The organism is Streptomyces sp. NPDC088706, from assembly GCF_044752765.1.
Lineage (GTDB): Bacteria > Actinomycetota > Actinomycetes > Streptomycetales > Streptomycetaceae > Streptomyces.
On the sequence record NZ_JBIVLW010000003.1, the window covers coordinates 1 to 21,409 of the forward strand.

17 protein-coding genes and 3 pseudogenes are annotated in these 21,409 nt (G+C 67.8%); 10 read left to right on the forward strand and 10 right to left on the reverse strand.

Annotation, left to right across the window (positions count from 1 at the left end; all coding sequences use genetic code 11):
• Positions 1 to 111 (forward strand): annotated as a pseudogene (locus ACIQAK_RS09500) (IS5/IS1182 family transposase); the annotation flags it as partial.
• 99 nt (positions 112 to 210) lie between these two features.
• Here the strand turns inward: ACIQAK_RS09500 and ACIQAK_RS09505 are convergent.
• Both ACIQAK_RS09505 and ACIQAK_RS09510 read right to left on the reverse strand, forming a co-directional pair.
• Entirely contained in the window at positions 211 to 693 is a 483-nt protein-coding gene (locus ACIQAK_RS09505) for an NUDIX hydrolase (protein ID WP_366388965.1), read from the reverse strand.
• A gap of 10 nt (positions 694 to 703) precedes the next feature.
• Positions 704 to 1,924, reverse strand: a complete 1,221-nt coding sequence (locus ACIQAK_RS09510) for a helix-turn-helix domain-containing protein (RefSeq protein ID WP_366388964.1) — start codon at positions 1,922 to 1,924, stop codon at positions 704 to 706.
• A gap of 188 nt (positions 1,925 to 2,112) precedes the next feature.
• On the opposite strand from ACIQAK_RS09510, the gene ACIQAK_RS09515 reads away from it, so the two are divergent.
• The 7 genes from ACIQAK_RS09515 to ACIQAK_RS09545 all read left to right on the forward strand — a co-directional run bounded on the left by ACIQAK_RS09515 (position 2,113) and on the right by ACIQAK_RS09545 (position 9,290).
• The gene (locus tag ACIQAK_RS09515; RefSeq protein ID WP_366388963.1) at positions 2,113 to 3,006 is read left to right on the forward strand and encodes an aminoglycoside phosphotransferase family protein; all 894 of its coding nucleotides are present in this window, start codon (positions 2,113 to 2,115) and stop codon (positions 3,004 to 3,006) included.
• Between the two features lie 79 nt (positions 3,007 to 3,085).
• Positions 3,086 to 4,336 (forward strand): methionine adenosyltransferase, encoded by a 1,251-nt coding sequence (locus ACIQAK_RS09520; RefSeq protein WP_366388962.1) that lies wholly within the window; start codon positions 3,086 to 3,088, stop codon positions 4,334 to 4,336.
• Positions 4,336 to 5,268 carry an aminoglycoside phosphotransferase family protein gene (locus tag ACIQAK_RS09525; protein WP_366388961.1) on the forward strand — a complete coding sequence of 311 codons (933 nt, stop codon included), beginning with the start codon at positions 4,336 to 4,338 and terminating at the stop codon, positions 5,266 to 5,268. Before ACIQAK_RS09520 ends, ACIQAK_RS09525 begins: the two co-directional genes overlap by 1 nt.
• Entirely contained in the window at positions 5,265 to 5,981 is a 717-nt protein-coding gene (locus ACIQAK_RS09530; RefSeq protein ID WP_366388960.1) for a histidine phosphatase family protein, read from the forward strand. Before ACIQAK_RS09525 ends, ACIQAK_RS09530 begins: the two co-directional genes overlap by 4 nt.
• Positions 5,974 to 7,266, forward strand: coding sequence for a serine--tRNA ligase (serS, locus tag ACIQAK_RS09535; protein WP_366388959.1), 1,293 nt, complete (start codon positions 5,974 to 5,976; stop codon positions 7,264 to 7,266). The genes ACIQAK_RS09530 and serS overlap by 8 nt, the downstream gene beginning before the upstream one ends.
• The gene (locus tag ACIQAK_RS09540; protein WP_366388958.1) at positions 7,267 to 8,286 is read left to right on the forward strand and encodes a glycosyltransferase; all 1,020 of its coding nucleotides are present in this window, start codon (positions 7,267 to 7,269) and stop codon (positions 8,284 to 8,286) included. It begins immediately after the preceding gene.
• A gap of 29 nt (positions 8,287 to 8,315) precedes the next feature.
• Positions 8,316 to 9,290, forward strand: a complete 975-nt coding sequence (locus ACIQAK_RS09545) for a hypothetical protein (RefSeq protein ID WP_366388957.1) — start codon at positions 8,316 to 8,318, stop codon at positions 9,288 to 9,290.
• A gap of 43 nt (positions 9,291 to 9,333) precedes the next feature.
• On the opposite strand, the pseudogene ACIQAK_RS09550 reads toward ACIQAK_RS09545, so the two are convergent.
• The 5 genes and pseudogenes from ACIQAK_RS09550 to ACIQAK_RS09570 all read right to left on the reverse strand — a co-directional run bounded on the left by ACIQAK_RS09550 (position 9,334) and on the right by ACIQAK_RS09570 (position 14,961).
• Positions 9,334 to 11,043: pseudogene (locus ACIQAK_RS09550) on the reverse strand (relaxase/mobilization nuclease domain-containing protein).
• On the reverse strand, positions 11,040 to 11,600 hold the full coding sequence (locus tag ACIQAK_RS09555; RefSeq protein ID WP_366388956.1) for a MobC family plasmid mobilization relaxosome protein: 561 nt from the start codon (positions 11,598 to 11,600) through the stop codon (positions 11,040 to 11,042). The pseudogene ACIQAK_RS09550 and the gene ACIQAK_RS09555 overlap by 4 nt, the downstream one beginning before the upstream one ends.
• 322 nt (positions 11,601 to 11,922) lie before the next feature.
• Complete coding sequence (locus tag ACIQAK_RS09560) at positions 11,923 to 12,777, reverse strand: DUF2637 domain-containing protein (RefSeq protein WP_366388955.1); 855 nt, start codon at positions 12,775 to 12,777, stop codon at positions 11,923 to 11,925.
• Positions 12,778 to 13,199: 422 nt separating this feature from the next.
• Positions 13,200 to 14,374, reverse strand: a pseudogene (locus ACIQAK_RS09565) (DUF3631 domain-containing protein).
• 356 nt (positions 14,375 to 14,730) lie between these two features.
• On the reverse strand, positions 14,731 to 14,961 hold the full coding sequence (locus tag ACIQAK_RS09570) for a hypothetical protein (protein WP_366388954.1): 231 nt from the start codon (positions 14,959 to 14,961) through the stop codon (positions 14,731 to 14,733).
• A 94-nt stretch (positions 14,962 to 15,055) separates the two neighbouring features.
• On the opposite strand from ACIQAK_RS09570, the gene ACIQAK_RS09575 reads away from it, so the two are divergent.
• Together ACIQAK_RS09575 and ACIQAK_RS09580 are read left to right on the forward strand one after the other, a co-directional pair.
• Positions 15,056 to 15,757, forward strand: a complete 702-nt coding sequence (locus tag ACIQAK_RS09575) for a helix-turn-helix transcriptional regulator (RefSeq protein WP_366388953.1) — start codon at positions 15,056 to 15,058, stop codon at positions 15,755 to 15,757.
• On the forward strand, positions 15,754 to 17,415 hold the full coding sequence (locus ACIQAK_RS09580; protein ID WP_366388952.1) for a tyrosine-type recombinase/integrase: 1,662 nt from the start codon (positions 15,754 to 15,756) through the stop codon (positions 17,413 to 17,415). The genes ACIQAK_RS09575 and ACIQAK_RS09580 overlap by 4 nt, the downstream gene beginning before the upstream one ends.
• Positions 17,416 to 17,597: 182 nt before the next feature.
• Here ACIQAK_RS09580 and ACIQAK_RS09585 read toward each other — a convergent pair whose 3' ends face one another.
• The 3 genes from ACIQAK_RS09585 to ACIQAK_RS09595 form a co-directional block, all read right to left on the reverse strand.
• Positions 17,598 to 18,155: a hypothetical protein gene (locus ACIQAK_RS09585; protein WP_366388951.1), complete on the reverse strand. Its 558-nt coding sequence runs from the start codon at positions 18,153 to 18,155 to the stop codon at positions 17,598 to 17,600.
• Between the two features lie 133 nt (positions 18,156 to 18,288).
• A complete protein-coding gene (locus tag ACIQAK_RS09590; RefSeq protein ID WP_366388950.1) occupies positions 18,289 to 19,620 on the reverse strand; it encodes a hypothetical protein in 1,332 nt (443 codons plus the stop codon).
• Positions 19,617 to 20,882, reverse strand: a complete 1,266-nt coding sequence (locus tag ACIQAK_RS09595; RefSeq protein ID WP_366388949.1) for a hypothetical protein — start codon at positions 20,880 to 20,882, stop codon at positions 19,617 to 19,619. The genes ACIQAK_RS09590 and ACIQAK_RS09595 overlap by 4 nt, the downstream gene beginning before the upstream one ends.
• Between the last annotated feature and the right edge of the window lie 527 nt (positions 20,883 to 21,409).

The following is a 21,409-nucleotide window of genomic DNA, read 5'->3' on the forward strand; positions in this document are numbered from 1 at the left end:
CGCGGCGTCGCACGACTCAAGTCCTGGCGCATCTTCCGCAGATCCCGATGCAGCCCCAACCGCATGACGTCAGTCGCGAAGGCCATCCTCACCCTGGAGCGCCACCGCTGAAGAAGCTCATTGGGAGATGGCTGTCTGTCGTAGAGCTCGGCGACGTACGTGTGCTGCGTGCACTGCGGGCGTCGCTAGCAGAACTGGCGGCATCCTGCGTTACGACGTTATGCCCGTTGCCACTCCATGCTCCAGGTAAGCAGTCACGCCGTTGCCGCGGGCCTCGATGCCAGCGGCGATGCGACGTGCCAGTCGGGGAATCGTGAGCTCAGGCAGTTCTCCGGCAGCATGAAACGCGTAACCGCGAAGCTCGTCGGCCTGCAGTACGACGCGCTTGGACTCATCCGCGTTAAGACGACCACCGTCGAAGAGGTAGAGGACCTTGTCTCCCTCTCCCGGATTCGGTGCCCAGTCCACGACGAGCAGGCGCCCGATGGCGGGCCTGATACCCAGCTCCTCATGGACTTCGCGCACGCACGCTTGCAGCGGAGACTCGCCGTTCTCGACGTAGCCACCAGGGATGTCGCGGTAATCCTTGTACGACGGCTCGACGAGGAGGACCCGGTCGGCGTCGTCGAAGAAGAGCGCGCCGGCGGCCATGCGCGGGTGGGCCATCTTCGCTTCGTGCTCGTTCTCGGTCACGGGACGGACTCTAACCGCCGACCACGCCGAGCCTGCGGGCCAGGTCGGCCACCGGCTGGGACGGGCGGCCTCGGGTGCCGCGGATCCAGCCGATGACCAGTTCGCGGCTCAGGTAGTGGTGACGCACCTGCTCGGGTGCGGCTCGCTCGGCGTCCAGCAGCGTGGCCAGGGCCTCGTCGGTCCGGTTCCAGGCACTGAGGGCTCGGGCGACTTCCAGGCTGTGCCTCACGCGCCGTTCTACAGGCAAGCCGCTGGTGTCGATGCGCTGCCCGAGATCGGCCGCGATCTGGATGTCGCCGAGTTCTCCGGCGGTGGCGACGCAGTGGATGGCCACGTTGGTCGGGCCGAAGGCCGTCCAGAGGTGGTTCGCGTCGGCGCCCAGTCGTTGTGCGACCTCATCCGCTTCGCGGAGGAAGGTCTGGGTGGTCGCACGGTCCTCCGCTCGGGCGGCCGCCATGGCGCCGGCGAGGAAGAGCGTGCCGTAGACCGAGAGGTACTCGTCGTTCGCGGTGCCCAGGCCGGGCTGCATGACGGCCGCCGCGTCGTTCACCAGCTGGATCGCCGCGGTGAAGCGGCCAGTGGCCATCAGGCAGTGCGTGACCGCGCGGAAGAGCGAGCCCGTCACCGTGCTCTGGCCGCTTTGTTGTGCTGCCGCCAGGCCACGGTCGGCGGCGATCCACGCCAGTTCCGACTCCCCGACCTTGCCCAGCACCATGGCCGCACCGTGATATGCCAAAGCGAGTTCGGCATGAGCCTCCTCCCCTTCACGCCCTGAATACGAGCGGGAGGCGGCGAGGGCGTCGGCTAGGACGAGGGGAAGCCGTCGGGTTGCGAAGCCGTACTGAGACACCTGGTAGGCGTCGAGGACTTCCTTCACTGCGTCCCGCAAGCCCGCCAGGGTCGGTGGTTCGTCGTCGGGTGGGTGCCCCAGCAAGGGCGTGAGCTGCTTGTAGTCCATGAGCGCGTCCCGCAGAGCGGGCACCGTACGGCGGCCGCTGTCACTCGACCACTCCAGGAGTGTCGGCTCGGCGAGGAGATCCCCGAGCGAGACGTCGAGAGCCTCGGCGAGTGAGGTGATCACCGAGAGGCGGTCGAGCTCGATCCGGTTGTTCTCCGCTTTGCTCAGCCAGTCCGTGGTGCGGCCGACGAGGCCGGCCAGGACTTCTTGGGAAAGTCCGCGTCGGCGCCGGTACCAGGCAACGCGTTCGCCGATGGTCAGGTTCTCTGTCATCCCTCGCATGTCCTGAGCATCACCTCGTGGCCGGAATCGACCCCGGAAGGTTTTTCCGGGGTGCTGCGGGGCGCCGCACCTACTGTCGCACCAGGCCGAGAAAGCCGCAGGGCGGTGGGCCTAACTCACTGCATTACAGCGGGCTTTGGTGATCAGTTCTGCTTCTCAACGGGATGGAGGTGTGGAGGATGCGCAGCACGAAGATGGCGGAGCCGTGGGTCGGACGAGGGCTGGGGCCGTTCGGCGTGGCTGTCCTCAAGCCGTACTCCAGAACGCGGTTCGCCACGGACGGCAGTGCCGTGCTGAAGGTCTACGTCGGCATCGACCCCGACGGCCGACGTCGACGGGAGGCCACCACAGTCCAGCGTGCTGCCCTGCGCGGCATCTCGGTTCCGCCCGTCCTGGCGACGGGATGCGACGAGGCCGGGTCCTGGACAGTGTTCCGGGCGGTGCGCGGGACGCCGTGCTCGGTGGCCACCCGCAAGGCGACGGAGGACTACATCGGTCACGTCGTGGCGGTGAGCGGCATGCTTCACCGGCCCACTGCTGGCGCTACTCCTGGCCCCGGCTGGGCGACACGGGCTGGCAGCTCTGTTTCCGCGAGCCAGTTCCTGCTGGATCAGTTCTCGGCCCGCTGCCGGTGGATGCCCTGGTGGGCTGCGTTGCGGGAGGCCCTCCCAATGATCGACGCCCACCCAACCGTGCACCTACATGGCGATCTCAAGCCCGAACACCTCCTCGTCGACGGAGAGCACCTGCACGTCGTCGACTGGGAGGCAAGCGCCTGTGGCCCGGCCGTTCTCGACTACACCGACGTCGTCTTCCATCTCGTACGGGACCTGCTGTACGAGGGCGTAGCGCCAGCGCGCATTCCAGTCGATCTCGCGGACCGCTTGCCATTCTGCGGGCCGGTGCTCGCCTGGCGTCTGCTCCTCTGGCTCGATCGCCGCCGGACCCAGGACATCGACCTCGTCACGACCCACGACATCGTCCGACTCACCGCTGAAGAACAAGCCGTTTCCGCATACCAGTCGCTCGCAGCGATCGTGGCGCATCTCCGCGTTGCCGGAGTCCCTCGCTAAATCTCGACCGCACCGCTCGTCCAGGCGTGCTGACGCCTGCGCTCATCCCCTTCTTCCCACCCCTGAACGGGAGTTCGTGATGCCCCGTACGAGCACGATCATTGGCAACAGCCACCTCGTCATCGACACCGCCATGGCCAGACCGGACGCGACGACCATCGTCGAGCGGAAGGGCCTCGGCCACCCGGACACCCTCGCCGATCACCTCGCCGAGCGGCTGTCCCGCGCCTACAGCCACCACACCGTCGCGCGCTTCGGCGCCGTGCTGCACCACAACTTCGACAAGCTCGCTCTCCTCGGCGGTGCCAGCGAAGTCCGTTACGGAGCAGGCGAGATGACCGCCCCGGTCCGCGTCCTGGTCAACGGACGCGCGGCACCCATGTGCGGGGGCGAGACGATCCCCGTCGAGGAGATCGTCGAGGCCGAGGTGCGGGCGTTCTTCGCCGAGCGGCTTCCCGAGGTGTCGGACCACCTCGACATCGTCTTCAACATCACCAGCAACTCCAGCCCAGGGGCGGTCCTCACCGGCGACGGGACCCCCGACCGCACGCGCTGGTTCAATCCCCGCTCCGTCGACGACCTCCGTGAGCGCCGGGTGCGGCTCTCGAACGACACGTCGCTGGGGACCGGCTGGGCCCCCGAGAACGCCTTCGAGTCGTTCGTCCGCGACCTGGTGAACCACTTCTCCGGCGAGAGCGAGTTCACCCTCTCCCACGCGTGGTGCGGCGCCGACGTCAAGCTCATGGGCTTCTGGGACGGCGACGAAGCCGACATCGTCCTGTGCGTCCCGCAGAAGTCGCGCCACGTCGCCAGCCGGGCCGAGTACATCCGCAACAAGGAGACCGTCCTAGCCGAGTGCCACCGGCTGGCCGGCCTCCGCCTGCCAGGCGCCCAGGCGCGCTTCCGGCTCAACGCCCGCGACGTCCCGGAGAAGGACGAGCTGTACCTGACCTACACCGGGAGCTCGATCGAGTCGGGGGACGAGGGCGTCGTCGGGCGCGGTAACCGGGTCAACGGGCTGATCACGCCGCTGCGGCCGATGAACCTGGAGGGCGCCAACGGCAAGAACCCCGTCTACCACGTCGGCAAGCTCTACAACATCGCCGCGCAGCGCCTGGCCCACCGCCTGCACGAGACCACCGACGGGCATGCGGAAGTGCATCTGGTCAGCACTACCGGCCAGCGTCTGGACGAACCCTGGCGCATCCTCGTCCGCCTCTCCGCCCCGGACGCCGAGGTCGACAAGGTGCAGGCCCTCGTCGCGGAGGTACTGGGCGAGTTCCCGGCCCTGACGGACGAGCTCGTCTCGGACGGGATCGAGCTGAGCTGATGACGAAGCGGACGCTCGGAGAGATCCCCGCGGGGTGCAGGCAGCGGCTGCTCGCGCACTACGGTCCTGCGGTCAAGCCGTGGCTCGACGACGTCCCGGGGCTGCTGGCACGTGCGGCAGGGAGGTGGAAGCTGACGCTCGTGGCGTACCACGACGCCGGCCACGCCTCGGTGATCGCGACCGCGGCCCGTCCCGACGGGCGTCCGCTGCTCCTCAAAGCATGGGTTGATCCATCTCGTTTTCGCCACGAGGTGGAAGCGTTACGGCTCTGGGCCCGCGGACCCACGGTCGAGGTCGTGGAGGCCGCGGACGACTTGGCCGTGGCCGCGCTCGGACTCATCGGAGGGCAACCCGGCGGCGCGGATCGGCCGCGGCGGGAACTCCAAATGGTGGCGGCGGCCGTCCACGGGCTCCACACCTTGGGGCGCCACAGACTCCGGGCGGAGCAGCTTCCACTCCTCACCGACTACCTCGCCCACGAAGTGCGTCCGCAGATCGAGCGGCGGATGCGCGAACTCGACCTTGGTGGCTGGCGTTCCCTCGTCGAAGCAGGGTGCGTTGCCGTCGCCGATCTGGAAGAGGGCTCCCGCCGAGCGACGGTGCTGCACGCCGACCTGTACCGGGAGAACGTCTTGTTCGACTGGCGGGGACACTCCCGGCTGATCGATCCGCTCCCCATGGTGGGCGATCCCGCGTTCGACTGGGCGTTCTGGACCGTCTACTACGAGCTCGGACGCGGGACGACCGCACGGCTGGCCGTCGCCTCACGTACGTCTCGGATCCCCGTCCCCGTGCTCGCACCCTGGTGCCGACTCCTGGCGGTCCACGGCCTCCTCTTTTACGTGGAGTCCGGCGACCCACGCGCCGCGTTCATGGCCACCGTGCTCAGCGATCTTCTGGCGACAGCGACAACCCCTCGGAGTGGATCGTGACGACGTACATCCTTCGCCATGGCCAGACCGACTACAGCAAGCGGTACCTCGTCAACGGCGACCCGACCAAGCAGATTCTTCTGACCGACGAGGGCCGACAGTCGCTCGGCCGTGCGTGGAACGTCCTCCCACTCCATTCCATGGCCACCTGGCTGACCAGCGAATTCCCACGGGCTCGGCAGACCGCCTCGCTACTCATGGGCGTCCCCTCGCCCGAGCTGGTTGTAGACGCCCGGCTGAACGAACTCGACTACGGGGAGTTCGAGGGCAAGCCCTTCCTCGACTACGCGGCCTGGCTCGACGAGCACGGTCCTCGTCAGCGCCCACCGGGCGCCGCGGAGTCGCAGCATGAGGGCATACGCAGGCTGCTCACCGGCGTCCTCGCCGCTCTGGAACACCCAGCGCCCCGCGTCCTGGTCGGGCACGGCCTGCTGGTTTCCGTCCTCCACTGGCATGGAGATCGCGCGGCCGGCGAGGCCATGCCGCTGTTCTTCCCCGAGGCTCTCTACATCGAGCCGCTCGCCATCGGCGACGACGATCTTTCCCTCTTGGTCACGGAGCTCTTGGATGATCTTGAATCGGCCACTCTGCGCGAGATCACCGCCGATGGTGACGCGTCGATATTGCGGATCGGTGAGGGGTCGGCGGTTGCTACCGTCGATGCGGTATCCCCGTCCCACTCGCCGGATAAGAAGGATCTTCCTCATGCATGATGCCCGCGCCCTGATCGAAATGGGTGCCGAAACGGTACGTCGGCTCGCTCGTCGCGGTTACTCCCTGGATCTGTCCCGGCTGGAAGACCTCCAGTCCCGGCGCAACCAGAGCATCCGCTCGGCCGACGAGCTGCGGGCGGAGTCCAAGCGGGTGGCGAGCGAGGTCCAGCAGACGGCCAAGCAGGGTGGGGACATCTCCAAGCTGAAGGAGCGCGCCCGCGAGCTGAAGGACCAGATCCGCGACATCGAGGCCGCGCAGGAGAAGGTCCAGGAGGAGCTCACCGAGCTCCTGCTGACCATCCCGAATCTCCCCGACGACGAGGCCCCGGACGGCGACTCCGAGGAGTTCGCGGTCGAGATCCGGCGCGTCGGCAACCCGCCGGCGTTCTCGTTCGAGCCGAAGGACCACGTCGACCTGGGCGAGGCCACCGGCATCCTCGACTTCGCCCGCGCCACGAAGCTGTCCGGCTCGCGCTTCGCGGTCTCCCGCGGCGCTGGCGCCGCCCTGGAGCGCGCGCTGGCCACGCTCTTCCTCGACATCCACACGCGCCGCCACGGCTACGTCGAGCACGGTGTCCCGTACCTGGTGACCCGCAAGACGATGACCGGCACCGGTCAGCTGCCCAAGTTCGAGGAGGACCTGTTCAAGACCGGCGCCGCCGATCGCGACCTGTTCCTCATCCCGACGGCCGAGGTCCCGCTGACCAATCTCTACTCCGACGAGATCATCCCGCCCGCCGAGCTGCCCCTGGCCCTCACGGCGCACACCCCGTGCTTCCGCTCGGAGGCGGGCTCATACGGGCGTGACACCCGCGGCCTGATCCGCCAGCACCAGTTCTCCAAGGTCGAGATGGTCAAGATCGTCGACCCGGAGACCGCGGACGCCGAGCTGGAGACGATGGTCGGCCACGCCGAGGCATGCCTGAAGGAGCTCGGCCTCGCCTACCGCGTGGTCAAGCTGGCCGCCGGCGACACCGGCTTCTCCGCCCAGCTCACGTACGACATCGAGGTCTGGATCCCGAGCCAGAACACCTACCGGGAGATCTCCTCGATCTCCAACTTCGGCACCTTCCAGGCCCGCCGCGCCAACATCCGCACCCGCGGCGAGGACGGCAAGCCCAAGCTCGTCGCCACCCTCAACGGCTCCGGCCTGCCCGTCGGCCGCACCCTGGCTGCGCTCCTCGAACAGTGCCAGCACCAGGACGGCTCGCTCGTCCTCCCCGAATCTCTCTTCCCGTACCTCGGCTTCCGCCGGATCTCGGCGGACGGAACACCGGAGGCATAAGTGCTCGTCGGCGTCTGCGACTTCCCCGGTAGCTACGCCTTTCCACCCGCCGGTTACGGCGGGATCGAACGATGGCTGTGGGCGGTCGCCGTAGGCGCCCGAACCGCAGGCGCCGACGTACACCTCCTCGGGCCGAGCTGGCTCACGGACCTAGAGCACGACTGGGTCCGTAAGCCGGTCCGCTTGGAGGGCCTCACTCCCGGATCGCTCGCCGAGCGCGAGCTCCGCAGCGCCGGATACGACCTCCTGGTCGGCGGGCACGAATACCCGTCGCTGCCGGCCTGGACGCGTACCTGGAACAAGCTGGACTGCGACATGGCCACGTTCCAGCATTCGCCCGTGTTCCAGCACGCGGACACGGCCTTCGACGGCAAGCGGTCACGGCTCTACTGCTACTCGCCCGAGATGATCGAGCGGTACGCAGCCCACCGACCGATCCCCGAACTCGCTGTCCACCTCGGCCTGGACGAGGAAGAGCCGCCCCCCGTCGCCGGTAGCGACCTTGTATGGCTCGGCCGGATTGACGAGGAAAAGGCCCCGCACATCGCCGTCCGAGCCGCCCAGATCCTCGGACGCCGGATCCAGATCGTCGGACCCGTCTTCGACGACGCGTACGTACGACGCCACCAACGCCTCTTCAGCGCGGACCACGTGAAGTGGGTCGGTGAACTCGGCGGCCCCGCTAAGACAGCTGCTATCCGCGACGCCTCCGTCTTCGTCTACACCTACGCCCGTGCATACGTGGAGGCCGGCGCCGCGGTCTTCGGCGAGTCTCTCCGCGCCGGCACCCCCATGGCCGCGCTCACCTGGCGCGAGGGCACATGCGCCCAAGCCGCTCTGTGCGATCAGACCGGCGTGGTGGCGGTGGCCGACCCTGTCGTGGACGACGAGACGACAGCGGAACTCCTCACGCGGGCGATCGAGAAGGCTGAGGATCTGAAGTACGCGGAGGTCCAGGAGATCGGGATGGACCGCTTCGATCCGGCCCGCCACTTCAGGGCGATGGCGAGTCGGCCGTGATGTCGAGTCATCCCAGGGAACGCCCGTTCGTGCCATCACCTCCTCCAGGCATCCTCATACCTGAGGTCCTTCAGCGCATCCTCGGGGCCCACTGGGAGTTCACCGTCTCCGACGGACAGGTCAAGATCGAGCACGCACACAGAGGATCCCCGTACCGTCCGCCTCGTCAGGCGCCGTCGTGGGAGGAACTACTGGCGGGGCTCACGACGGGTTTCGCGGCGCTAGGCGTCCCGCAGGACACCTGCCTGCCGCTTCAGTGGGGCCGCGAGACCGAGCTGACGATCTCGGCAGTCCAAGCCCTCGATCCCTATCTCAAGGACGGGCGTCCGGTGACCTACCGCAGCGGCTTCCTGCCTCAGCCCGTTGTCCGCTTCACCGGGCAACGCGACACATCGGGTGATCTTCGGCCAGGGTTCCTGACCGCGTTCGTCAACGTCTCCCGTGTCCAGCCGATCCAGCACGTGGACGAGTACGGAGGAATCTTGGACGGCTGGTTCAGCGTGCTGTCACGACTCGGTTTCCACGCGCGCCACATCAGCGTCCACGGCACACTGACCACTTGGAAGCGCCGCCAAGTCGAGGGCATCACACTTCGCTTCAAGCACTTGGACCTGCCTGTCGGTGACATCGTCCTCCTGTGGAACGCCGACAACCCTGCCCGTCTGGCCGTGGACCTCGGTACCGGTCTTGAGCGACTGGCCTGGGCACGGACTCGGTTGGGGTGGAGGGATCTCGTATTCGGCAGGTTCTCATCCCTGGCCCCACCACCGACCCTGGATGCCGTCCGCACCGCCACTCTCCTCCTCGGGCACGGCATCCGTCCCGCCTCGCGAGGAGCAGGCGGCATCACTCGCCGAGTGATCGCAACGGTCGATCCTGGTGTGGCGAGGTTGGGCGTCAGTTCCCTGGTTCGCGCGTCGTACCGCTACTGGCGGCTGTTCGGCGAGCTGAAGGCACCTTGGCCAGCCGTGGCCGTGGCGATGGAGGAAGAGCTGGGTGCCTGAAGGGCTGGCCGTTCGTGTCGCCGTCGGTCAGACCGACTGGGACTCATCGGCGCCGTCCGAACTGCCGTTCGGCGGGTGCCGTGGGTGCCGCTGCAGGTTGTGGATTCAGGTGAGCCGACACCGAAGACGTCATGGTCGAGCGCCGGCGAGCAGCCTCCGCCCGGCGGTTGGGCACGGGGTTCCGGCTGGTGTGCTGGATGCGAGTGATCAGGACGCGGGCGGGCTGACGGGCGGTGTGTAGTTCGCGCTGGGCGACTGCTTCTTTGAGGAGCTGGTGGGGTGTGTGGCCACCGGCTTCGGCATCGGCGAGAACGGTGGCGAGGGTCGGCCAGGCAGGGTCAGTGAGGATGCGGTCGGCGTAGTCGGGGATGGTTGCGCGGACATCGCGGACGAGGGAGCGACTGGCCTGGTCGTTCGGATGGCGAGTGGCGAGGCTGTCGATGACGGGCGTGAGGGCTCGGTCGGTGACGGTCTGGAGGTGGTGGAGAGCCTGGCGGGCGGCTTCGGCCTGGTGGGCGTGGTTCTTCGCTTCGTGCCAGCGGGCGGCGACGACGGTGGCCCAGACGAGGGCGCCGAGCAGGGCCGCCAAGGCGCTGCCGTCGGGGCCGGTGGCAGTGTGTGCGATGTCGCGGGCCGCCGTGCGCAGGGTGTGGGCGACCTGGTTCTCGGCCCGGATCTGGGAGCGCTGAGCACGGACGAACGCCCGTGAAGCGGCTCGCAGTTCGGCGTGGAAGTGGGCGGGGGCATTCTGGGCGGTGGCTTCGATGAGTTCGCCGAGCGCGGTGATGTGGGCCTGAGCGTGGGAGTCGTCGGCCATGTCGGCATGGAGGATGTCGAGGGCGTCAGCGGCCTGGTGCCAGGGGGTACTGGGGCGCTCTCGGCGGGCGGTGGAGTGTTCCTCTGGCGCGGTGGTTTCCAGGCGGGCCTTGAGCCTGGGGAGGGTGAGGTCGGGAGCGATCTTGCCGCCAGGGTGGAAGATCTATTCACCGTCTTTGTTGAGGTCGCTGGGGCGACCGACGGCGTAGCCGAGGAGGTCTCCGGACGGTCCGCGGCGCGGCTTGACCGAGATGCCGTCGGCTTCGAGGTAGGCCAGGAGCTCTTCCGTGTTGCTGGCGTGGGGGATAGCGGCGCGGATGCGGTCCTGGAGCCAGTCGCGGCTGGTCTGCTCCCAGCCGAGGCGTTCGGCCTTGTGCATCTCGGCCTGGGTGGGGCGGCGTCCGGCGGTGCGGTCGCCCTTCTTCAGTTGGCGTAGGCCGTAGTCCTTTTCGACCTGGCGGCAGGCGTCGCCTACGCGGATGCCGCTGTCGTGGAGCTTGGGACGGCGGCCATCTTCGCGGACGGTGGTGGCGAGGATGTGGATGTGGTCGTCCGCGTGACGTACTGCGATCCACCGGCAGGCCAGGTCGTCTCCGGGTGGGGCGATGCCTGCGGCTTCGACGATCCGCTGTGTGATGTCGGCCCACTCCGTGTCGGAGAGGTTCCGGTCCTCGGGGGCTGCTCGGACGGGGCAGTGCCAGACGTGGTCGGTGACCTTCTTTCCGAACTCGCTGTTGCGGAGCCGTACGGGCTCGTCAAGATGGCGGGCGAGCTGGGTGAGGGTGGCGTCGGGGTTCCGGCCGGGATCGGGCATGCCGAGCATGGCGAAGCCCGCGACGATGTGCGGATCGAGATGTTCATCGTGCCGACCGGGGCCGTAGAGATAGGCGAGCAGGCCACGGGTGTTGGCCCCGGTCGGCTTGATGGCGGCTATCACGCGGCTTGGTCCTTCCTGGGGTCGGCGGGTTCGCGCAGGGCCTCGGCGATCAACTCCAGCAGGCAGTGCAGCTCGTCGAGGCGGTGACGTACGTCGGGTGGGGTGAGGTCGCTGTTGAGGGCGCGGGCGATCTGGTTGACGTTGACGCCGATCCGGTTGAGTTCGCGCAGCACCTGGGCGCGGAACATGTGGGTGCGGCGGCGGTCCTCGGACAGCGGCAGATTCGCCGTGAACCGGCCGGAAACGAACGCGAGGACGATGTCGGCAGCGAAGCCGGATTCCCCCTTGTAGCCGTGCTCGGCGGCGGCCTCCTGGAGCGCGTTGTGCTCGTCGGCGGTGAACCGCAGTGGGCCGACACGGACGGTCCGCTTGGTGCCGGTGAAACGACGGATCGCCGGCTGGACGCTCTGCGCTTCTCGCTCGCCTGTTGGCGGCTCGATGGTGGGTGTGGGGTGGAGGATCTGCTGTTGGACGGTATGGATCTCGTTTTGGTCGGGGCCGCCCTCGGCTCCGACCTCCCGGTCCGGCGCCCCCTGGCGCTGGGCTGTCTCCGCCACCCCTGGGGCGGAGACCCCCGAAGACCGGCCTTGAGTCGGACTCGGGGTACTACTGGCTCCGCCAGGGGCCGTCCGTCCGAACGCCCGCCGCAGACGTGCCAGCAGCGTAGGAGACTGCGGCGACTCAGGTGGCTCAGAGTGGGTGTCCTCAGGCAGGCGCAGGTTGTGCGTCAAGGGAGATGCTCCATGTACGGCTGGGCGTGCGGGGTGGCGATGCTTGCCCGGCGCGGTCGTCGCGTTGTCCACAGGTGTGGAAAGCTGCGGGCCGGTTGGCCGATGCTCGGGTGGCCGGAGGGGTTCCGGTCACCCGAGCGGGCCGGGGTCAGCGCCTGGAGACCTCTATGCCAGCTGCTTCGAGTTCCGGCCGAAGTAGTTCCATCACCTCGGTCTGCCGCTCACTGCCGATCGTCAGGTCTCGATCCTTCACTGCCGCTCGAAGCAGGCCGCGCGTGAGTTTGCCGTGCTGATGACCGGTCGTCCGTCCGATGTTCGCCAGCTCCGCGATGGTCGCTTTCGGCGGACGACCACCGCTCGACTTGCTCTCCGGAACCTGGGGCGCAGGTTCCGTCCGCTCGTCACCGGAGACCGGCGAACTATCGCAAGCGGCGTCTGGCCGGTGGCTGTGGTTGATGTCGCCGACCGATCGTTCCTGCGCCTTTACGGAACCCCTGTCCGAGGAGTCGTCGGGCGGTGCGACGAGCTGGTGGATCTGTCGCATCAGGACGCCGAAGGCGACCATCGCGGCGGCCGGAGGAACGGCTGCGACCACGTAGTCGAGGAGCGGGACGCTGCGCGCGTTGTCCGTTCCGCTGACCCCGGCGACGTTCAACGCGATGGAGCCGACTGATCCGGCAACGGTCACGGCGATTGCCCAGGGGTCGGTTATGCGGCGCAGCGCTGCGCGGAGCATGAGCAGTTCGCCCGCGACGATGAACGCGTCCAGGGTGGCGGGCCAGGCCCAGCGGCGGATGGGGGTTGCTCCGAGCCCGTGTTGGCCGGCGACGTCGGCGAGGTGCGCGTAGGAGAGCCAGAACGCTCCGGCTGTCAGGGCGACGATGACGAGGCCAGCCGCGCCGAGCACGAGTTGCTCGGCGTCAACCCGCTTCGTCGGCTGCCTTTCGCTGCGGACGTCGGCTCGTGGCTGGGGTGCTTGCGTGGTGAGGTGCGGGGCGGTCAAGCGGGAAACTCCTGGGGGTGGTGGTGTGGGGCGTCTTTGCCGTCTCAGCCGTTGCAGGTGCAGGTCAGCGCGGGACGGCAGCGCTCCGGACGTGCCGTCCTGGCGGGCAGCGCCAGCGTCTTGTCCCGATTCGGGACAGGGAGGCGGCGGCTTCGGTTCGGGCTCCGCCTTGGGACGGCTTGTCCCTCACCGGGACGGTTGCGTTATGGCAGCCGTCCCGGCAAGCAGGACTGTGACCTGCTGCGATACGGCGAAGACGCCTGGGACGGGGCAAGACGGATCTGGACGCTGTCCCCCTGCTGGCTGCACGTGCTCAGGCGCGTGCGCTGCCGTCTTGCCCTCGGCTGCCGTCTTGCTGCTGTGTGCCCTGACCTGCACGATCACGGCAGGGACGGCAAGTACGGCAACCAGGGAGGTGGGGGTCAGCTTTCGCCGCGCCGAGCGTCGACCGGGTGGACGGTCGGGCAGTACCGCCGCCAGGCGTCCAGGAACTTGTTGCGCGTGTAGCCCTTGCGCTGAGTCCGGTCGGCCATGCGCACGTTGCCGGGCCGGATGTCGTAGTCGCGCAGCATCCCGCTGAGTTCCCGGGAGGTCAGGCCGTAGCGTCCACGCTCTCCCCACGGGGCTTCGGCGTCCGCGTTCAGGTGGTGCAGGAGGTCTTTGGTGGAGAGGCTGTCCGCCTCCCGCTGCGCGAAGAAGACCCGTCGGATGTCAGCGAGGATGCGCGCCCCACTCGGGTGGTCCTCCTCAGCTGCCACCTCGGCCGCGACCATCCGTGCGCACGCGATCCGCGCGAGCCGTGGCCAGCGGCCGCCGGCCAGGTCCGCGATGATCACCAGAGGCTCCCAGGTGTCGGCGGCTCGGTCCTCGACCGGCATCTCCGGCTCCAGGCTCGCAGCGTCCTCCAGTAGCGGGAGGGTCCAGGCGCGGATACGGTCGCGCAGTTCGTGCAGGGCCGGGATGTCGCGTCGCGAGCGGAAGGGTTTGACCTTCTCGCCCTCGGCCCTGCGGCGCATGCGGATGACGACGGATCGATCCATGACGGTGTCTGGCAGGTCACCGATGCCCGCGATGGCCGCCATGGCGAAGGTGGCGAACTTGTGCGGGGTGTGGTCGTTGCCAACGACCCGGGTGACGTACCGGCCGCGTTGGTCGCCGGCGTTGAGGAGGCCGCGTGTCTCCTCGTTCTTCTCCGCGACCTTGGGGCCGAAGATGGTGTCAGCCTCGTCCACCAGCAGCGTCGGTGGCTCCTCCTCGTTGATCGAGCGGAAGATGGCCGCTGGTTGGTGTTGATGGTGAGCATCGGTTCGTGGACCGTTTCGGTCAGCACGTCCAGGAGCCGGGACTTCCCGCACCGCTTCGCAGGTCCCACCACTGCCAGCCGGGGGGCGTGCTGCCAGGCGGGCTGGAGCTGCGTCGCCGCCACCCAGAGGGTGACCGCGTCCAGGGCCTCGGGAGAGGGCGGAATCACGAACTGGGCTATCTGGGAGCGCAGTTCGTCCAGCAGGTCGGAGCCTGGCGTCGGCTCCGTGTCGGGGATGGTCTCCAGGCTCCTTGCCGGGTCCGCCTCGCTGCCGTCAGCCGGACCATCGTGCATCTCCGCTATGGCATAGGCGGCCTGGGCCGGACCCAGATGAGCGCCGGGCTGGCCGGGGATGGCCGTGGCGGGCCAGGCCGCTCGGGCGGGGGCGGAATAGGGGTCGGGGTTCTCGGGTTGCACTCGGCGGCTCCTCATCTGGCGGCTGCGGGCTTGCACGCCCTTGCCGCCGGGTCGGATCTCACGGGATTGCTGGGGAGTCCTGGAGCCTCCGGCGTTGCACCGTCGGAGGCTCTCCCTCTTCTCGCGGGGGTCTCGGTACCGCGAGCGACCACGGACAGTACGTCCACGCCGTGCCACAGTCCAGCGTTTCTGTGTCAGCTCAGCGCAGAGGCGCCTACGGCGCATCCGGCGCCTCATGCGGCCAGCCCCAGCAAGGCCAGCAGGTCTGCCGTCACCACCCGGTAGGCATTCCCGAGCCTGAGCACCTTGCACGGGTACTGGCCGCGCTTGGCCAACTCGTAGCCCTTGCTCCGGCCGAGCCCCAGCGCGCGGTTACCCGTCTCCAGGTCAACGGCCGCCGGGAGCCTCAGAAGCTCCTCGCGACTCATCCCCTTCGCCCCTCCGGCGTCTTCGTTCTGGCGCATGCGCACTCCATCCATGACTGAGCCCACGGCGAACGCGACCTCCGCGTCCGTCTCCAGGTCTTGGAATCAACGCTAAGCGAGTTAATGTGTCTACATGACACAACGCAGAAGTCACCATGGATCGAGCAAGGCCGACGACGAGGACGACGTCCCGGAGTGGGTGGACCAGGTCATGGCCACCGTGGCCGCCGAGGTCCGCAGACGACGGAAGGAACTGGGTTGGAGCGCACAGGATTTGGCCGACAGATGCGCGGAAATCGGCCATCCGATCCCCCGCAACGTCATCGCCAACATGGAGTCCGGACGCCGCTCCAACCTGCCCTTGGTCGACGTCATGGTGCTGGCTGAGGCGCTGCGTACCCCGCCCATCTGCCTGCTCTATCCCGTGGGCTACGTCGATGTCGTGCAGCGGCTCCCGTTCCAGGACCCCACTTCCACCCTGGACGCCCTGCGCCGGTTCACCGGAGAGGAGACCGAACTCGGCGCGGACGACGACATGCTCCGCTACTTCCGTGTCCATCAAACTGCCCAGGAGCAGCTACGAAGCGCGCAACGCGACGAGGAGTACGCCCGCTACCACGCGCAGACCGCCCACAATGCCGACCGGAAGGCCGAAGCCCTCCGCTCCCAGGCCCGTGCCGCCGAGGCGGCCGAGGAGGCCCAAAGCCGCCTGCTCAGAGTTCGCGCCTTCATCGAGGAAGAGGGCGTTACACCCCCGTTCCTGTGGCCAGAAGTGGCCGACGTGATCGCCCCGACCGGGGCCAACCCCGAAACCACCGAGGAGAATGATCTTTGAAGGGCTCCACCTACCGCCGCTGCTCCTGCCGCGACCCGAAGACCGGCAAGGAACTCGGCACCTCCTGCCCCAAGCGCAACGGCAGGAACCACTGCACCTACTCCATGCGCCAGGAGCTCTCACCCCGCGAGGACGGCAGCCGCCGCTCCTTCGCCCGTGGCGGGTACGCGAGTCTCAAGGCAGCCCAGGCCGACCTCGACCACGTACGCGCCCTGCTCGGGCTCGCCGACTCGGACGACCCCGAGGGCACCGAACTCATCGCCGAGATGCTGGCCGAGGTCAGTCGAGAGCGGTCACCTCTGCCCGAGGTCGAGGAGACGCGGCGGCGCCTCAACTCCGGGCAGGATCTCATCGGCAGCCTGACCGTGGCCGAATGGCTCGATCGGTGGCTGGCCGGCAAGCGGATACGCAAGTCCGGCCTCAACCGCTACGAGACCGACATCCGCGTCCACCTGAAGCCGCGCATCGGCAACCGGCGTTTGGACCGGCTGCGCGTCAGCCACCTCAGCGAGATGTTCACCGACATCCGCGACGCCAACGCCCAGATCCTGGAAGACAACGCCCAGCGAAGGGCCGCACTTGACGAACTGGCAACCGTGCCGTGGAAGGGCATCGGGAACCGCGCCCGCCGCAAGGCGTTGAAGGCCGCGATCCACGAGATGCCGCCCTTCCGACGCGTCACCGGTCCAGCTACGCGGCTGCACGTCAAGGCCACGCTCCGCGCGGCCCTGAACGACGCGATCGGGCAGCAGATCATCACGTTCAACCCCGCCGCCCATGTCGAGATCGACCCCGTGCGCAAGCCAAAGGCGCTCGTGTGGACCGACGAGCGGGTCGCCAAGTGGGAGCAGACGGGCGAGAAGCCCTCGCCCGTGATGGTCTGGACGCCGGAACAGACCGGCGCCTTCCTCGACTTCGTCGCCGAGGACCGGCTGTACGCGATGTGGCACCTGATCGCGCTCCGCGGCCTGCGCCGTGGCGAGGCGTGCGGGCAGCCGTGGTCGGAGACGAACCTCGGCACCCACTTCCTCACCGTCTCCTCCCAACTCGTGCAGGATGGCTGGGAAGTGGAAGCCTCAGATCCCAAGACCGACAGCGGCTCTCGCGTGGTCGCCCTCGATGACGACACCGTCGAGGTGCTGAAGCAGCATCGCGAGCGGCAGGACAAGGCCCGCGCAGAGTGGGGCACAGCCTGGGTCGATACCGGCCACGTCTTCACCCAGGAAGACGGCTCCAGGCTCCACCCCGGCAAGGTGACCGACCTCTTCGAGCGCCTCGTCGCCGCCTCCGGCCTCCCGCCGATCCGCCTGCACGACCTCCGCCACGGCGCGGCCACCCTCATGCTCGCCGCCGGCATCGACATCAAGATCGTGTCGGACACCCTCGGGCACAGCGACACCCGCATCACGCGGGACATCTACCAGAGCGTCCTCCCCCACGTCGGCAAGAGTGCCGCCGAGGCCCACGCGAAGCTCGTCCCCCTCCAGCGCAAGGCCGAGGCCGAGAAGGCCGCGCGCAAGGCCACGAAGAAGGAGAAGGCCAGGACGGCTGCGGCCAAGGAGGCCGACGCTGGCAGGGGCGGCAAGCCGAAGAAGGACAAGGCTAAAGCTCAGGCCAAGTCAGCCAAGAAAGCCACCCGCCGCAAGCCCACGAACTAGGTCCCCGAGCGGCTCCGCACGCATCGCTCACGCAAGCAACGCCACGGCAACCCGGCCGCGCGCCCTGTCATGCCCCGAGCAACAGAAAACGCCAGGTCACGGGCTATGTGACCTAGGGTTCTTCTGAGCCGCCTTCGGTATTCGAACCCGAGACCTACGCATTACGCAGGTAGCTCACGTCCTCAGTTCTCGTTCCAATCGAGCCCGAATCGGTTGAGGTTTCCGAGGTCTCGCAATCGCTCGGTGCGCTGGGCGATGAGTTCTCGAATTCGACGCGCCAGGGCGTCGCGCATGACCGTCCACGCATCCTGCTGCTTGTCCGGAACCATCGGTATCTGACGACGCAACTCCCGTTCGGCCTCGTCACCACGAGCGTGGGCCCACTGACCGTCCCGCTGCCAGTGGATCGCCGCTGAGCGGCGGATCGCGTTCTGTAGGGAGCCGACGTTATAGCGGTAGCCGAGCTGTTTGAGGCAAAAGTCCATGGCCCCGATCGTCAAGGGCCTATCAGCCGCGACGAGGAGAAGGCGACTGGCCTCTTCGAGGCTCCGCGGGCCCGGCAGCGGGCCATGCCTGTACAGGGCGTACAACCCGCCGCCGGCCCAGCAGAATCGCCGGTCGGGGGAGAGAACGGCGTTCGCCGTCGACCTTCCCAGGTTGCGGCCGTAGTCACGCTCTGCCAGACGCACGAAGTCCTGGACATGGACAGGCGCACGGACGGAACAGGCGATCGCGTACATGATTTCCGCATTCCCCATCCTTCGCGGCCCGCCGCATCCGCAGCGCCCCTTCTCCCACGGAGCCAAGGGGGACACGCATAAGCGGCAGAAGCCCAGACTCATGCCTCGCCTCCGATCTCGGCAAAGCCGGAACTCACCCTTCGCTCCAATCCGGAGACGCCGTCACCGAACCGGCCACGACGGGACCGATGTCTTCTTCCGTGTCAGGTCCGACCGCGTCGAGATAGCGGGCAACCGCCTGCTCGTCGATAATCTCCAGGTTGTCGCCCGAAGCGGCCTCGATGAGACCATGCGCCTTGCGCAGCACATCGCGCGGCTTGCGGTTCGACCGGCTGAATAGCGCCGCCACAGCGGCCGGGGTGAAGGGGTGGATGTCGGCGGACGTCCGGTCAGTCTTCTTCCGAGCCGCGTCTAGGTATTTGGTGAGGAGTTTGACGGCCGAGGGAAGATCCCGCAGAGCCGGCAGCACCACGATCCGGTGCTTGTTGGCCTCGGAGATCTCAAAGGTCGGAAGGTCCGCGAGTTCCCACGCCGTGCCGATGGTGAGGGCAGCCCGCGGGTGCATGGTCACCACGATGCTGAGCATGTCGGCCATGGGCAGCGTCTCAAGGATGATGTCGCGAAAGCGCTCCGTTTCCAGATCACGTTTGGCCTTGGCCGTGGTGGTGCTCGCGAGGTCCTCCAGTTGGTCGCAGCAGAGCAACACGTGCTTCATGCCGGCAGCCGCCGCGAAGAGGAGGAACGTGGCGAGATACACCGATCCGTTGCGTGTGCGCGAAGCGGGCTTGACCCTGTCGAGGTAGTCCCTCGCCACGGACGGGTCGGCGTCGCACAAGGCGAGGATGAGCTTGTCGTCGGGCGGCCCGAGGGTGCGCCCACGCAGATCCCGGTGTTCATCGATGACGAATTTCGCCAACGTCTGAGGATCTTCGGCCGCAGTGCACGCGACGAGCGCTTGCCGAAGGCGCTGGGCGAGAGTGAGGTCCTTATCATGTGCTCGAAAGTCGGTCGCGTACTCGACGGCAGTGAACAGAGCCGCGCTGAGAGAGCGGATCTGGGCGGTGTCGAAGCTGGTCAGCAGCCCACAGATCGGCACCTCATCGGCGTCCTCCTCATCGAGTCCGCAACTGAGGTAGGCCGTACGGCCGAAGTCCTCGTTGAGGCTCCCGGTCAGATGCTGCATCAGCACGGACTTGCCAAAACCACGAGCGTCCGAGTCTCCCGGCCCGGTGCCGGTCGACCACAGGTAGCCGAACCGAAGGCCCGAGAACGCCGCGCCCAAGACGAACTTCTCGATGGTCTCCTGGAGTTTGTCCGCATTCACATCCGGCTCGTAGAGAAGACCGTTCTCGCGCTCGTCGCTGCCACCAAGCCGGGCGATTCCGGTGGTCGGGAAGGGATTGTTACGCAACCCCCACTGCTTCTTCAGCCAGACGGGGCCCGCGGTGCGGGGGGCGATGGTCATCGGTTTCGGATCTCCTCGGTGATGTCGGTGGTCGTGGTGGCGACGTCCGGTGCGATGCTGATGACGTTGAACACCCGGCGGAGGCCACTCGCGCTGGGGATGACCAGCGGCTTGGTCGAGGCGGGGGCGACCCGCAGCGACGCCTGATCCAGGTGAATGCTCAGGCCGAGGCCCTGGTGCTCGCCGGCCAGTGCCTCCCGAAGCGCCCGATCAAACTCGTCGTCGCTGATCCGCTGTTTCCAGCAGACCGCGGCTCGTAGCTGCCAGACGGGCAGGTACATGCCCCCAGCCCCGTCAGCTCGCTGATCGCGCCAGACCGCCCAGGTACCGTCGAGAGCGGCCCGCCGGACGTCCTTCCCGACGCGACGGCTGATCACTGCCCTGCCACCGCTGCCCGTCACCGTGGCGGTGGACCAAAGCCTCAAGGCCGGTGGGCCGGGCGCGTAGTAACTGAAGTTGGCCAGACCGAGAAACCGGGTCCATCGGCGCAGCAGTTCGTGACTGATGTAGTCCATCTTGCAGCCCGCGGCGCTGAAGGCGACACGAGTCATGGCCTCCTCGCAGGTGACGGCGAACTGCTTGCGGCTGATCACCTTCTGACGAGCCTCTGCCCTCTCCTCGAACCGCCGGACGTAACTGCGGACACTTCCACTGATGACCTCGGGCTCCGTGATCCAACCGAGAGAACCTTGCTGCACGGCGTCCACAGCGAACTGGACGAAGTCATCGAGATAGGCGCCATTGGTCCGATATTCCATGGCGTTGAACTTCAGAAGCGGGACGGTGAGATGGGCGGCAACGCTGTCCGGCCGGGCGCCGACCAGACGCAGGAATCCTTCGAACTGCGGGTGGGTTGCGACCAGCACGCCGGTGAGGGCGTTGTAGGCGGCTCGGCGGTCCACGGCAACGAGCCGCGCCCAACCCTCGCCGGCCTGAGTAAGACGGAACGTGGAATCCGCATGTGCGTAAGCGGAGTTGGGGCCGGACGGCAGGATGTGCCTCTCCACCCACCCCAGCCGCATGAGTTCCTTGAGTACATCGACGGTGTTGTGAACGTGCTTCTTGATGTCCGCCTTCGCCCGCTCCCACTTGTGCGGGGAGTAGGAGCCGTCTGTGTCACTCTCGCGCGCCACATCCGCAGCCCTTTGGACCAAGGCCCGTCGGACCTGCTCGAAGGTCGCCCCATTGGCTACCTGGCCGATGGCGACCTCTATGTACGCGAGATCCTGCAGCCGCGGGATCCCGGATCCCCCCACACTCATCCCTGCCCTCCGTGACGTTCGGCGGGCAGGATGACGCGGGTCCGAACGGCACGCATCGGAACGATGCCGCTCGCAGGGCTCCCCAGGGTGAAACGACGGGCGGGATACATCGGCGCTCCGAGACAGACGAGGGCGGTCAGATGCCAACCAATGTCGCCGCAATGCGCTCGTGTCACAAGGGAGTTACTTGTATTGGCGTTCTCATGGGGCATGAGAACGCCTACATCTTTATATAGCCCGCCGATTCGCGCGCATGTGTCGCCGGGACCACTGTCGGCTGGCCGGGCCTGCCGGCCCGCTCCACTCGCGGCACGGAAGGCACCACAGCCCGCGGCCACGCTCGCGTCGACGCCGGGTGGAACCATGCAGGGGACATGCCATCAATGCAGGAAAAGTGCGGCGCCTGCCCACCGGCCGTGCCCGGGTCCGCTTCTGATCTCCGGAGGCGCTCCGCTCACGCATCGCTCACGCACAGACACCAGGGTCCTAGTCGCCACATGCGCCGACCGACCCCGAAATAGCAGAAA

Bases quoted from the DNA above. Each gene is read 5' to 3' on its own strand.
- serS (WP_366388959.1), top strand. From the start codon at position 5,974: ATGCATGATGCCCGCGCCCTGATCGAAATGGGTGCCGAAACGGTACGT.
- ACIQAK_RS09525 (WP_366388961.1), top strand. From the start codon at position 4,336: ATGACGAAGCGGACGCTCGGAGAGATCCCCGCGGGGTGCAGGCAGCGG.
- ACIQAK_RS09520 (WP_366388962.1), top strand. From the start codon at position 3,086: ATGCCCCGTACGAGCACGATCATTGGCAACAGCCACCTCGTCATCGAC.
- ACIQAK_RS09590 (WP_366388950.1), bottom strand. From the start codon at position 19,620: ATGACCATCGCCCCCCGCACCGCGGGCCCCGTCTGGCTGAAGAAGCAG.
- ACIQAK_RS09595 (WP_366388949.1), bottom strand. From the start codon at position 20,882: ATGAGTGTGGGGGGATCCGGGATCCCGCGGCTGCAGGATCTCGCGTAC.
- ACIQAK_RS09570 (WP_366388954.1), bottom strand. From the start codon at position 14,961: ATGCGCCAGAACGAAGACGCCGGAGGGGCGAAGGGGATGAGTCGCGAG.
- ACIQAK_RS09575 (WP_366388953.1), top strand. From the start codon at position 15,056: ATGACACAACGCAGAAGTCACCATGGATCGAGCAAGGCCGACGACGAG.
- ACIQAK_RS09515 (WP_366388963.1), top strand. From the start codon at position 2,113: ATGCGCAGCACGAAGATGGCGGAGCCGTGGGTCGGACGAGGGCTGGGG.
- ACIQAK_RS09510 (WP_366388964.1), bottom strand. From the start codon at position 1,924: ATGACAGAGAACCTGACCATCGGCGAACGCGTTGCCTGGTACCGGCGC.
- ACIQAK_RS09585 (WP_366388951.1), bottom strand. From the start codon at position 18,155: ATGTACGCGATCGCCTGTTCCGTCCGTGCGCCTGTCCATGTCCAGGAC.